Consider the following 12,607-nt stretch of genomic DNA (forward strand, 5'->3'; position numbering starts at 1 on the left):
AGTTTGCTTTTTATTTATATAAACATAAAAAATACTGAAATTGTTCTCTGAAAACGATGAAACATAGAAACAAAAAAAAGATACCGGAAATAAAATGACTGGCCAGTCGCTTTATTTCCGGTATCTTTTAGTACAAATAAAATTTCCTTGCCTATTCTTTATTTAGAATATAATTTTCGGCAAGTGCTCCCGTTATTTCTTGTTTGTCAGCATTTAGTAGACGAACTTTATTTTCCTCAACTTTATAATATGCTGTTTCTCCGCCTTCTTCTTTTAAAGTCAAGATATTACCTTCCAGCGTATAAGTTCCTTTTTCATCAAATGAACTATCCCGGTCGATGTATACAGAGTGAAGAGTAAACGTCTTGTCAGGATTTAATATCAAAGTTGTTTCAATGCCCGGACAGTCGGCTGCAGGTAATACACCTTTGTAAGTTCCTTCATAATCAAGCGATGTTTCGGCATTATGTATATCGACTACTCCGGTTGCTGTACTGTCTGTGCCTGTACTATTGTTTGTTTTCGCACTGTTTCCGCATGCTGCCAGAAGAAAGCAGGAACATGCCAGAATAATAATTTTTTTCATGATCGTTACTTTTAATAGTTTATCTAATTAAGTTTATAGTCCGTAAAGATATAAATAATAAGTTGAATTCGGGCAATAAAAAGAACGGAACAACTTAATTTATGAATTTATAAACGGTTATTACTATTAGACAATGAAGGCGAATATTACAATCTTGTATTAACATATAACTTACCATTTCTTTGAGAATAGTTCAAGCAACTGACTTTTCTTCAATGGTTTGGCAAGAAATTCATTGCATCCTGCGTCAAGAGCGCTGATTCTGTCAGCATCAAAAGCATTGGCTGTAAGTGCAATAATAGGTATCCTATTATTAAACTCACGGATTTTGCGGGTTGCTTCCAGTCCTCCCATGACAGGCATTTTCATATCCATGAGAACAAGATCGAACTCTTCCTCACGTACTTTATTTACTGCTTCCGCTCCATTCTGGACATGGGTTAGATGGTAGTTTTTGAGAATATGTTGCACTAACGAATAGTTACTTTCATTATCTTCGGCAATTAATATCTTCAGTTCCTTCTTGTCGATTTCGTTCAAAGAAAGCTGGTGTTGCAATGGCTGTGAAATAGTTGGGGTATGCTCTTCCTGAGTGCTGATTTCACAAGGAATCCATGCCCAGAAAGTCGATCCTATACCGGGAGTGGAAGTAAATCCGACTTCTCCTCCGGCTCCTTCAATGATAGCTCTTGAGATAGCCAGTCCGAGTCCGGTGCCCTGAGCAAACTCATTGAGCTTCTGGAAACGTCCAAACACTCGTTCCTGTAATTCTTCCGGGATACCGACTCCGGAATCTTCCACATAGATCCGGATTCCTTCTCTTTCGATGCTGTACCCCATTTTTATATATCCGGATTTGGTGCATTTGACAGCGTTTGTAAGATAGTTCATCCATACTTGCTTGAGCCGGCTTCTATCCAGGAAAATCCAACAGTCCGGGCTGGAATTGTCCATTTGAAACTCAACATCCGGATTGGTAATCTTTGGCTGGATCATGGTATAAAGCTCGTTGCATACTTTGGCTAAATTGAATGTTTCTCTTTTGCAATCAAGAATTCCTGATTCAATCTTGGAAAGGTCGAGGATATCATTGATCAATCGCAATAACAACTCATTATTGGATTGGATGATGCTCATGTATTCTTCTTTTTCTGCCGGATCTTCAGAATATACCATCAGTTCGGAGAAGCCGACGATCGCGTTCAGGGGTGTACGTATTTCGTGACTCATATTGGCAAGGAAAGCCGATTTCAGACGGTCGGAAAGTTCAGCTTTGTCTTTCAGTTCCTTTAGTTGCTGTGCCATTTTCTCCCATTTCGTATTGTTGACTTTAATACCGGTGTAGCGAATTACATTGCCTTTCTTGTCCCTTTCCACTGGTATGCCAGTAACAATGAGAGTCTGCCATTCTTTGTCCCATTTAGTTTTGGATCGGAATTTGAAGTTGAGATCTTTAGTTGTTCCTCCAATCATATAATTAATATGGTTGCGGACCTGCTCAATGTCTTCCGGGTGGGTGACATGCAGATAGTCTTCGGGTGTGATTGCATTTTCAGAATGGAAGTCATTCACGGGGTCATTAAATGCTTTGAATTGTTTGCTTTTTACTTCAAAATCCCAGTAAGACATGCCTACAGTCTTGAAGGTGAGCTGCATTTTGTAGTTTCTTTCTTCAAGTTCTTCATTCAGTTGATGAAGTTTGGAGATATTTTGTCTGAATCCGGTATATCGTACGTTGTTACCATATTCGTCTTTCTCGAATGGAACACCTATGATATTACAATATTGCCAGGATTCATCATACTTCGTTTGCATACGGCAAGTGAAGTTAATGGTGAGTTCCTTGCCTGATAGCATAGACTGTATGGCGTCATAGGATGAAGAACGGTCTTCAGGATGAATAACATCCATGTATCGTTGGATGGTCACCAGTTTATCACTGGCATAATCATTGATCGGGTCATTATAGGCTTCGAACTCTTGAGTCCGTACATCGAAATCCCAATGAATGATATTGCTGACTTTCATGGCCAGTTCACGCTTGGCGATTAATTCCTGCGTCTTCTTTACCATTTGCATTCTTTCCGTTATATCCAGTTGGGTTCCTATAATCTGCAATTTCCCAAAATGTTCGAAAGATAACCGCATCATGCTTTCATAATAGCGGTATTGCTTTTCTTCTTCATTATAGAAACGTAAGGTGATGTTTCCTTGCTGAATTTCTTTGTTGGTCAGTTGTGATAAAAGTTGTATTAAAGGTTCATGATCTTGTGGATGCAGTATATTTAGAATCTGATCTAATGTCGTGTTATTTTTAGCTACAGGATCTCCATGTAATGGATTGAATGTTTTCTTATACACGTCATATACCCAAGATGACATAGAGGCCGCTTCCATAGCCATTTCCAGATTCTTTTTGCTTTCATCCGTACGAAATTCAGCTTCTTTTATGGCAGTCACATCGTTGGAAAGCAATATATGCCCGATGATTTCTCCCTCCTTGCTTCGCAGGGGAACAACCTTTGCTTCATAAATGATCGTGTTCTTATTTTGGGTAGAGAAGTATGCGTTGTCTTTTATCCGGTCAAAGTCGTATTCGAATTCCAGAACAATATCTTCGCCTCTCTGAATGCGATTTTTGAGAGTTTCGTCCATATAAGGACTATTAAAAAGATTGACGATATTAACCACAGTCGTTTTATCAGTGACTCCATACATCTGCAATGCATGTTCATTGATACTGCGCAAGATACCATTTGTGTCATAGATCTCAATACTCATTGGCAGACAAGCATAAATACTTTCTGCAAACAGAAGTTGATCTTTTGTTAAAGGGAATGTTTCTGGTTCTGAAGATGACATTACATTTTGGGTAGTAGGTTCTGTTTCACTTGGGTTCATTTGTCCTTTGTTTTTGTCTATGTATGATGCTCTGATTTGTTTGCTATTGATTAATTTATACAACTTCTTGATTGCTGCAAGAAGCTATATGTTCACAAATATACAATAAAAATATGGAATAAAGAAATTAACACTAATAAAAGTGAATGACAACTTTGCATTTGATTAATGTCAGGAAAGCATGAAAGGCATCTTTTCACTCTCAAGAAATCTATATTATATAAGGTGAAATACTAAAAGTGCTTGTCCGGGTCTGCATATTCTCGTTTTTATCTTTATCTTTGTAGGAAAAATATAAAAATATGGCACAACATACTTATGATGAAGAATCGGTCCAGGAGCTGTTGGGCTGGGCGAAGAAGATGCTTGAAACGAAGAGTTACCCGACAGAAAAGTATCAGGTTAATGCATGTACTTCAATCATTGATGGTAAACTTTATCTGGAGTCTTTAATTTCGATGATTTCCAAAAATTGGGAAAATCCGACTTTTCATCCTACTATTGAACAACTGTGGGAATATAGAGAAAAGTGGGAAGGTCAAAAGGAGTAATGTAAGTTTCAGATCTCCTCAGAAAATACATAATGCACTCTGAAGCGATGTGCCCGGAGTGCATTATGCATTTTTATTAATGGATGTAAGTCTGATCTTTCGCGTCGGAGATTAAAACGGCAACCATTTTCTTTTTTTCTTCTGACTGGTATTTTCTTCTCTTTGCTGGCTGTATATATCGGCAAATGTCTTTTTCTCTTTTATCATTTCATAGATAATTCCCCAGTCGGGAATACCGCCGACATTCCGGTCGTCTATAAACAGATCGGCTTTCAGTTTTCGGGAAAAGCCCTGATGATCTCTTTCTTCTTCCGGATAGTCTTTATTGGCTGCATAAAACTCCAGTCCTCTGGCTCTGCACCATTCTATGGCTTCGTCCAGAAGTTCTCCCTCGCGTACACTCCACAAGATTAAACGGTGCTTTTCTTGTTGTAACAATTTCAGCGTTTCAACTGCAAATGGAATTTCTTCACCAATACGTGGATAACGATGCTCTACAATCGTTCCGTCAAAATCAACAGCTATAGTCATTATGATATATTTAGAATACGTAATTTAGGACAAAGATACGGACTGTAAGCTAAAAAAACGTATATTTGCGCTGAATTAACATTTTAATAAAAAAACAGAGATTACATGAACAATTCCCCTCAGCGTGCCGCCAAAGGTTTTACAAGAGCCTTTTGGGTGAGTAACACAGTCGAACTGTTTGAACGTATGGCATATTATGCTGTTTTTATCGTTCTCACTATTTATTTATCCAGTATTTTAGGTTTTAATGATTTCGAAGCAAGTATGATTTCCGGTCTTTTCTCCGGAGGATTATATTTGCTTCCTATATTTTCGGGTGCTTATGCAGATAAGATAGGTTTCCGGAAGTCGATGATTATTGCCTTTTCTTTATTATCTATCGGTTATTTGGGGCTGGGCGTATTCCCTACATTGCTCGAAGCGGCAGGGTTGGTGAGTTACGGTGCGACTACCCGGTTTAATGGTTTGCCGGACAGTTCTTCCCGGTGGATTATCGTTCCTATCCTGTTTATCCTTATGATAGGAGGTTCTTTTATCAAGTCTATTATTTCCGCATCTGTAGCTAAGGAGACAACGGAAGCGACCCGCGCCCGTGGTTATTCTATTTTTTTATATGATGGTCAATGTCGGTGCTTTTACGGGTAAGACAATTATCGACCCTTTGAGAAATGTGATCGGCGAACAAGCCTATATTTACATTAACTATTTCTCCGGGGCGATGACGGTGATTGCCTTGCTGGCAGTGATCCTGCTATATAAATCGACTCATACGGCAGGTGAAGGAAAAAGTCTGCGTGAGATAGGGCAGGGCTTTATGCGGATTATGACTAACTGGCGTTTATTGATTCTCATTTTAATCGTAACAGGCTTCTGGATGGTACAACAGCAACTTTATGCCACTATGCCTAAGTACGTCATCCGTCTCGCAGGCGAAACGGCCAAACCGGGATGGATTGCGAACGTTAATCCTTTTGTGGTAGTATGCTGTGTCAGTTTTATCACTCGTTTGATGGCAAAGCGCAGTGCGATTACTTCGATGAATGTGGGTATGTTCCTGATTCCTGTTTCTGCATTGCTGATGGCTTGTGGAAACATATTGGGAAATGATATTATCTCAGGAATGAGCAATATTACTCTGATGATGGTGGCCGGTATTGTTGTACAGGCGCTTGCCGAATGTTTCATTTCGCCGCGGTATCTGGAGTATTTCTCTCTGCAGGCTCCTAAGGGAGAGGAAGGTATGTATTTAGGATTCAGTCATCTGCACTCATTCCTTTCTTCTATATTCGGTTTCGGGTTGGCTGGTATTCTGTTGACAAAATATTGTCCGGACCCTGCCTTGTTTGAAACTCGTGCGGCATGGGAGGCCGTCAGTGCGAATGCGCATTATATCTGGTATTATTTCGCTGCTATCGGGCTGATTGCCGCCATAGCTTTGCTATTATTCGCAAAAATCACCGAATCCATCGACAAAAAGAAGAAATCTTCTCGGTAATTATCTTCTTTTTTATGTATATTTGCCGTCACTTTGCTGTAAAAGTTGACGGCATTTTGCATTTTAATAAAGAAAGATAAAACATGAAAGTAAGATTTATAAGCCTGGCGAGTGGCAGCAGTGGGAACTGCTATTATCTGGGTACTGATACCTATGGAATACTGATAGATGCCGGTATCGGCATCCGTACCATCAAGAAAACACTGAAAGATTTCAATATTCTGATGGAAAGTATACGTGCCGTATTTGTAACGCACGATCATGCGGATCACATCAAGGCTGTAGGGCATTTGGGGGAAAAGATGAATATACCTGTTTACACCACGGCTCGTATTCATGAGGGGATTAATCGTAGTTATTGTATGACGGAAAAGCTCAGCACATCGGTTCGTTATCTTGAAAAGCAAGTGCCTATGATGCTCGAAGATTTCCGTATCGAATCTTTTGAAGTTCCTCATGACGGGACGGATAATGTAGGATATTGTATAGAAATAGACGGCAAAGTCTTTTCTTTCTTAACCGACTTAGGGGAAATCACTCCGACGGCGGCAGATTATATCAGCAAGGCAAACTATCTGATTCTGGAAGCGAACTATGACGAAGAAATGCTTAAAATGGGACCTTATCCCCAGTATCTGAAGGAACGGATCATGAGCAGGACCGGACACATGAGCAATTCTGCTACTGCTGAATTCCTGGCAGAAAATATCACCGAGCACCTGCGTTATATCTGGTTGTGTCATCTGAGCAAAGACAATAATCATCCGGAGCTGGCATATAAAACGGTAGAATGGAAATTAAAGAACAAAGGTGTAATTGTAGGTAAAGATGTGCAACTACTTGCTTTAAAGCGAAATACGCCTTCTGAGCTTTATGTGTTCGAATAATAACGAAAAAAAGATAGTAAAAAAGCTGCATTATTGTTTGGTCAAATGAAATAAAAGACCTACTTTTGCAACCGCAAACGAGGAAATAAGCACTCTTAGCTCAGTTGGTAGAGCAACTGACTCTTAATCAGTGGGTCCAGGGTTCGAATCCCTGAGGGTGTACAAATCCAAAGTTGCAATATAAAAAAATGTTGCACTCTTAGCTCAGTTGGTAGAGCAACTGACTCTTAATCAGTGGGTCCAGGGTTCGAATCCCTGAGGGTGTACAAAGAATGAAGAAGTAACTTAGTTACTTCTTTTTTTGTTTATATGAACTGCCTTGTAAGGGATCAGTTGTAAATCTTGTGAGGACTACTCTTCAACTCAAATTGAGCCTACTCTTCGGGACTCGTTGCTCCTTAGCCCGAAAGATGCTTGCCGATTTAATCAGACCTGCCTGGTTTAATAGTCTATGCTTCGTTGATTAATCCCTTTTGTATGCTAAGTTAATGTCTTTTGAAAGCAATAAGAACAAGTTTCAGGTACGTGATCCCATCGGTTCATGTACGTGGGCTGATGGGATCACGTGCGTAGTCTGAATGTTTCACGTACGTAAAACGAGAGCATATATCCTGCAAAATGTATTAATCAAGGCTTGTTGATGTATTAAGTATACTGGCTTTAACTATTATACATGCCATCTAAAATATCTTAGGAAGCCAAAGAAGCATCGTTTAATGCTTTAGCAAATAAAATTTTGTTGTGACTGGGGGGAGAAATAATTGATTAATAGGAATTATAGAAGGTAAAAAGGGGGTAAAATACAATTTTCGGGTCGAAAATACAGTTCTCTGTGATAAAAAGAAAAAGAAGTTAGTTCCTGTTTAAATGTTGGTAATCAGTGTAGTAGGAGATATAGGTGATAATAGAAGGTGATAAATGAATTCATATAAATTCTATTATCACCTTATTATCACCGCTTATTGTCACCACTATTTTATTGATTACTAACTCTTTAACTATAAAAGGTGACAAGTGACAATAGAATCGTATATGAAACTACAAGGAGAGGAACGTTGGTTTTAAAAAAAAATACCGCTGTGGAGCATCGTGCCCCGACAGCGGTATTACTATTTAGTAATTCTTGTTTTAGAATTTGAAGAAGTTCTTGGCATTGTTGTAGCTGATGTCTTCGATCATCTGATTTACGCGATCCATTTCAGATACCGGAATTTCTCCGTTCTCCACATCACGTCCTACCAAATTACATAATGTACGGCGGAAGTATTCATGGCGTGGATAGGAAAGGAATGAACGGGAGTCTGTCAGCATACCTACGAAACGGCTCAAAAGTCCAAGTACTGACAACGCGTTCATTTGTTTTTCCATACCATCTTTCTGGTCGAGGAACCACCATCCGGAACCGAACTGAATCTTGCCGGCTATCGAGCCATCCTGGAAGTTGCCCAGCATAGTGGCAATCACTTCATTGGCGCAAGGATTCAGGTTATAAAGGATTGTCTTGGTCAACTTGCCGTTAACGTTCAGGCGGTCGAGGAATTTAGACATTGCCTTGGCTGTTGTAAATTCGCCGATAGAGTCGAAGCCTGTATCGGGCCCTAACAATTTGAACATCTTCGTATTGTTGTTACGGATAGCACCGTAGTGGAACTGCTGAGTCCATCCTTTTTCCCAGTCCATTTCTCCGAAGATTACCAACATAGCAGACTTGAATTTCAGAATTTCTTCTTTAGTCAATTCAACTCCGCCATATACCTTATTAAATATAGCTTTGATTTCTGCGTCGGTGTAATCTTCTGCATAGAACTCTTCGATACCGTGGTCGGACAAGCGGCAGCCCTGTTCGGCGAAGAAGTCATGACGTTTGCGGAGAGCCGCAATCATATCGTCGAAATTGGAGATTGTCACGCCGCTCACTGCAGACAGTTTTTCTACATAAGCGCGGAAGTCGGCAGGAACTTCTACTGCCATTGCCTTGTCCGGGCGCCAGGTAGGCAACATTTTGATTTCAAAACCGCTTTCGCGTGTCTGGATATGATATTCCAGAGAATCAATCGGATCGTCCGTAGTACATACTACTTCCACGTGGTAACGACGCATCATTCCGCGAGCTGAGTATTCCGGCTGAGCCAGCTTCTCGTTACACTCGTCGTAAATCTCGCGTGCAGTCTTGGGGCTTAAAATCTTGTCGATGCCGAAAGCAGTCTTCAATTCCAGGTGTGTCCAATGATACAACGGGTTGCGGAAGGTATAAGGAACGGTTTCAGCCCATTTTTCGAACTTTTCCCAGTCTGTGGTATCTTTTCCTGTACAATAGCGTTCGTCTACGCCATTTGTACGCATTGCACGCCATTTGTAATGGTCGCCACCCAACCAGATTTCAGTCAGTGATTTAAACTTGTAGTCGTCAGCTACCATTTGGGGGATTAAATGACAGTGGTAGTCAATAATCGGCATTTTAGCCGCATGCTCGTGATACAACTTTTGTGCAGTTTCTGTCTGCAGCAAGAAGTTTTCATCCATGAAGTTCTTCATTGTTACTGTGTTTTTAGTATATAAAATTATTACTTTCTGCATTTATACCTATATAGTATTGATTTTAAAGCTAATAGGTGTAAATCTTTGTTTTAGTTTTATTAACCGTTATCGAACACAAAAATAGAAAATTTACTTGGAGTAACAAAATAATTCGTATATTTGCAGCGATTATTTATAATATTTAAGTTTTAGCACTATGGAGGACCAGAACTATACCATCAAAGACATTGCCCGTATGGCGGGTGTTTCCGCCGGAACGGTTGACAGAGTGCTGCACAATCGCGGCGACGTATCTCCTCAAAGCAAGGCTAAAGTACAAAAGGTATTGGATGAAATTCACTACCAGCCTAATGTATTTGCTATCGGACTGGCTGCCAAGAAGAAATATTCTTTCGTTTGTCTGATACCTTATTATATAGAGCACGACTACTGGCATTCGGTAGTGGGAGGCATCGAGCGGGCACGTCAGGAATTGCGTCCTTTCAATGTGAGTGTGGATTATCTTTGCTATCATCAGGGGAACAAGGAAAGTTATCTGGAAGTGTGTCGCAGAGTTGAAGAAAGCAATGTCGACGCTGTACTGATCGCTCCGAACTTCAGAAATGAGACATTGGCTTTGACAGACTATCTGCAAGCTAAAAAAATAGCTTATGCATTCATTGACTTCAATATGGAGGAAGCGAACGCACTGACCTATATCGGACAGGACTCTTATAAAAGCGGATACATTGCCGCCAAAATATTAATGCGCAACTATCAGGCCGGCGAGGGGCAGGAGCTGGTTTTGTTCTTGAGCAATAATAAGAACAGTCCGGCAGAAATACAGATGCAACGGCGTTTGGCAGGATTTATGAGCTTTATCACCGAAGAGTATGAAGAGTTGGTGATTCATGAAGTGGTACTGAACAAGTCTAATCAGGAAAATAATCAAAAGACATTGGATGAATTTTTCCGGCTGCATCCGAAAGCTACGTTGGGGGTCGTATTCAATTCCAGAGTTTATCAGCTGGGCGAATATCTCCGTAGTGCGGGACGAAGCATGAAGGGGTTGATAGGATATGACCTTCTGAAAGCAAACGTGGAATTGCTGAAATCCGGTGATGTGCATTATCTGATCGGACAACGTCCGGGGCTGCAGGGATATTGTGGCGTAAAAGCTCTTTGCGACCACGTCGTTTTCAAGAAATCCGTTGAACCGGTAAAGTATATGCCTATCGACATTATGATAAAGGAAAATATTGATTTTTATTTCGAATTTGTATAATATCAACTTTATAAATTACAACTAACATGAAAGCATTAAACAAAGAAACAGCTCCTAAAGTACAACGTCCGGAGCGCATTATCCAATTTGGCGAAGGTAACTTTTTACGTGCATTTGTAGATTGGATTATTTACAACATGAACCAGAAGACTGACTTCAACAGCAGTGTGGTAGTGGTTCAACCGATTGATAAAGGTATGGTCGATATGCTAAATGCACAAGATGATTTGTACCATGTCAATCTTCAAGGACTGGATAAAGGAGAAGTGGTTAACAGCTTGACAATGATTGATGTAATCAGTCGCGCATTGAATCCTTATACGCAGAATGACGAGTTTATGAAGCTGGCTGAACAACCGGAAATGCGCTTTGTTATCTCGAACACTACAGAAGCCGGAATCGCCTTTGATCCGACTTGCAAACTGGAAGATGCTCCCGCTTCATCTTATCCGGGCAAGCTGACTCAATTGCTGTATCATCGTTTTAAAACATTCAACGGTGACAAGACGAAAGGTCTGATCATTTTCCCTTGCGAACTGATCTTCCTGAATGGCCACAAGCTGAAAGAAACGATTTATCAGTATATCGACCTGTGGAATCTTGGCAATGAATTCAAGACTTGGTTTGAGGAAGCTTGCGGAGTATATGCGACATTGGTAGACCGTATCGTTCCGGGATTTCCTCGCAAGGATATTGCTGCTATCAAGGAAAAGATACAGTACGATGATAACCTTGTTGTGCAGGCTGAAATCTTCCACCTGTGGGTAATTGAAGCTCCGCAGGAAGTGGCAAAAGAATTCCCGGCTGATAAGGCAGGGCTGAATGTATTGTTTGTTCCGTCGGAAGCTCCTTATCACGAACGCAAAGTAACTTTGCTCAATGGTCCTCACACGGTTCTTTCTCCGGTAGCATACTTGTCGGGTGTGAATATCGTGCGTGATGCTTGCCAACATGAGGTAATCGGCAAGTATATTCATAAAGTGATGTTTGATGAATTGATGGAGACATTGAATCTTCCGAAAGAGGAACTGAAGAAGTTTGCAGAGGATGTATTGGAACGTTTCAACAATCCATTCGTCGATCATGCGGTAACAAGCATTATGCTTAACTCATTCCCGAAATATGAAACTCGTGATCTTCCGGGATTGAAGACTTATCTGGAACGTAAAGGGGAACTGCCGAAAGGACTGGTACTCGGATTGGCTGCTATTATCACTTATTATAAAGGTGGTGTACGTGCAGACGGGGCTGAAATTGTACCGAACGATGCTCCTGAAATCATGAACTTGCTGAAAGAGCTTTGGGCTACCGGTTGCACGAAGAAGGTTACCGAAGGTGTACTGGCAGCAGAGTTTATCTGGGGCGAAGATTTGAATAAGATTCCGGGACTGGCAGCAGCTGTAAAGGCTGATCTGGATTCTATTCAGGAGAAAGGTATGCTTGAAACGGTAAAGGGTATCCTTTAAGTAAGTAATATCATATAAAAACAGCGTCACTGTTCGTTGTGAATGGTGACGCTGTTTTTATGTGTTTATATGATATCAAAGATAGTTCTGATAGAAAGGAGAAAAACAGTTTTCTTTCTATTCAGCTTCAGCTGTATGAAGAATGAATGTGGTAGCTCCGATAGTTACGATTGCTCCGTCTTCCATGCGGACGCGGTCTTTATCTCCCAGAATCTCATTCATGAGAAAGGTACCTGTGAGGCTGGGGGCGTCCCGTAATGTGTAGACAAGCTTTCCCTGTTTGTTACGCTTCACATTAATGATGCAGTGGCGTCTGTCCATACTCATGTCACCGCTTTCGATCGGAGTATTGATAACGGTACCCACGCAACGACGGCCTATCACATTA

General features: G+C 40.7%; 9 protein-coding genes, 2 tRNA genes and 1 pseudogene. 7 read left to right on the plus strand and 5 right to left on the minus strand.

The features are described from left to right. Nucleotides 1–151: 151 nt before the first annotated feature. On the minus strand, nucleotides 152–586 hold the full coding sequence (locus HMPREF9007_RS13460; RefSeq protein WP_008761505.1) for a copper resistance protein NlpE: 435 nt from the start codon (nucleotides 584–586) through the stop codon (nucleotides 152–154). Nucleotides 587–757: 171 nt separating this feature from the next. After that, entirely contained in the window at nucleotides 758–3,487 is a 2,730-nt protein-coding gene (locus HMPREF9007_RS13455) for a response regulator (protein ID WP_008761506.1), read from the minus strand. 302 nt (nucleotides 3,488–3,789) lie between these two features. On the opposite strand from HMPREF9007_RS13455, the gene HMPREF9007_RS13450 reads away from it, so the two are divergent. Beyond that, a complete protein-coding gene (locus tag HMPREF9007_RS13450) occupies nucleotides 3,790–4,038 on the plus strand; it encodes a hypothetical protein (protein ID WP_008761507.1) in 249 nt (82 codons plus the stop codon). 111 nt (nucleotides 4,039–4,149) lie between these two features. On the opposite strand, the gene HMPREF9007_RS13445 is transcribed toward HMPREF9007_RS13450, so the two are convergent. Further along, on the minus strand, nucleotides 4,150–4,569 hold the full coding sequence (locus HMPREF9007_RS13445; RefSeq protein ID WP_008761508.1) for a hypothetical protein: 420 nt from the start codon (nucleotides 4,567–4,569) through the stop codon (nucleotides 4,150–4,152). 105 nt (nucleotides 4,570–4,674) lie between these two features. On the opposite strand from HMPREF9007_RS13445, the pseudogene HMPREF9007_RS13440 reads away from it, so the two are divergent. The 4 genes and pseudogenes from HMPREF9007_RS13440 (at nucleotide 4,675) to HMPREF9007_RS13425 (ending at nucleotide 7,217) form a co-directional block, all read left to right on the plus strand. Further along, nucleotides 4,675–6,064: pseudogene (locus tag HMPREF9007_RS13440) on the plus strand (peptide MFS transporter). Between the two features lie 83 nt (nucleotides 6,065–6,147). Further along, a complete protein-coding gene (locus HMPREF9007_RS13435) occupies nucleotides 6,148–6,951 on the plus strand; it encodes an MBL fold metallo-hydrolase (RefSeq protein ID WP_008761509.1) in 804 nt (267 codons plus the stop codon). A gap of 89 nt (nucleotides 6,952–7,040) precedes the next feature. Further along, a tRNA-Lys gene (locus tag HMPREF9007_RS13430) sits at nucleotides 7,041–7,113 on the plus strand. Between the two features lie 31 nt (nucleotides 7,114–7,144). Next, nucleotides 7,145–7,217, plus strand: a tRNA-Lys gene (locus HMPREF9007_RS13425). 862 nt (nucleotides 7,218–8,079) lie between these two features. Here HMPREF9007_RS13425 and uxaC read toward each other — a convergent pair. Beyond that, nucleotides 8,080–9,486 carry a glucuronate isomerase gene (gene uxaC, locus HMPREF9007_RS13420; protein ID WP_008761510.1) on the minus strand — a complete coding sequence of 469 codons (1,407 nt, stop codon included), beginning with the start codon at nucleotides 9,484–9,486 and terminating at the stop codon, nucleotides 8,080–8,082. 199 nt (nucleotides 9,487–9,685) lie between these two features. On the opposite strand from uxaC, the gene HMPREF9007_RS13415 reads away from it, so the two are divergent. Together HMPREF9007_RS13415 and HMPREF9007_RS13410 are read left to right on the plus strand one after the other, a co-directional pair. After that, nucleotides 9,686–10,753 carry a LacI family DNA-binding transcriptional regulator gene (locus HMPREF9007_RS13415; protein ID WP_008761511.1) on the plus strand — a complete coding sequence of 356 codons (1,068 nt, stop codon included), beginning with the start codon at nucleotides 9,686–9,688 and terminating at the stop codon, nucleotides 10,751–10,753. A 26-nt stretch (nucleotides 10,754–10,779) separates the two neighbouring features. Next, nucleotides 10,780–12,219, plus strand: coding sequence for a tagaturonate reductase (locus HMPREF9007_RS13410; RefSeq protein WP_008761512.1), 1,440 nt, complete (start codon nucleotides 10,780–10,782; stop codon nucleotides 12,217–12,219). A 117-nt stretch (nucleotides 12,220–12,336) separates the two neighbouring features. Here HMPREF9007_RS13410 and HMPREF9007_RS13405 read toward each other — a convergent pair. Continuing rightward, on the minus strand, nucleotides 12,337–12,607 hold a 271-nt coding region (locus tag HMPREF9007_RS13405), incomplete at its 5' end, for an FHA domain-containing protein (protein ID WP_032850368.1).

This window comes from Bacteroides sp. 1_1_14, from assembly GCF_000162515.1.
In the GTDB taxonomy this organism is placed as follows: Bacteria; Bacteroidota; Bacteroidia; order Bacteroidales; family Bacteroidaceae; genus Bacteroides; species Bacteroides thetaiotaomicron.

Excerpts from the sequence above, each read along its gene's own strand:
- HMPREF9007_RS13460 (WP_008761505.1), bottom strand. The coding sequence starts at position 586 with ATGAAAAAAATTATTATTCTGGCATGTTCCTGCTTTCTTCTGGCAGCA.
- HMPREF9007_RS13455 (WP_008761506.1), bottom strand. The coding sequence starts at position 3,487 with ATGAACCCAAGTGAAACAGAACCTACTACCCAAAATGTAATGTCATCT.
- HMPREF9007_RS13450 (WP_008761507.1), top strand. The coding sequence starts at position 3,790 with ATGGCACAACATACTTATGATGAAGAATCGGTCCAGGAGCTGTTGGGC.
- HMPREF9007_RS13445 (WP_008761508.1), bottom strand. The coding sequence starts at position 4,569 with ATGACTATAGCTGTTGATTTTGACGGAACGATTGTAGAGCATCGTTAT.
- HMPREF9007_RS13435 (WP_008761509.1), top strand. The coding sequence starts at position 6,148 with ATGAAAGTAAGATTTATAAGCCTGGCGAGTGGCAGCAGTGGGAACTGC.
- uxaC (WP_008761510.1), bottom strand. The coding sequence starts at position 9,486 with ATGAAGAACTTCATGGATGAAAACTTCTTGCTGCAGACAGAAACTGCA.
- HMPREF9007_RS13415 (WP_008761511.1), top strand. The coding sequence starts at position 9,686 with ATGGAGGACCAGAACTATACCATCAAAGACATTGCCCGTATGGCGGGT.
- HMPREF9007_RS13410 (WP_008761512.1), top strand. The coding sequence starts at position 10,780 with ATGAAAGCATTAAACAAAGAAACAGCTCCTAAAGTACAACGTCCGGAG.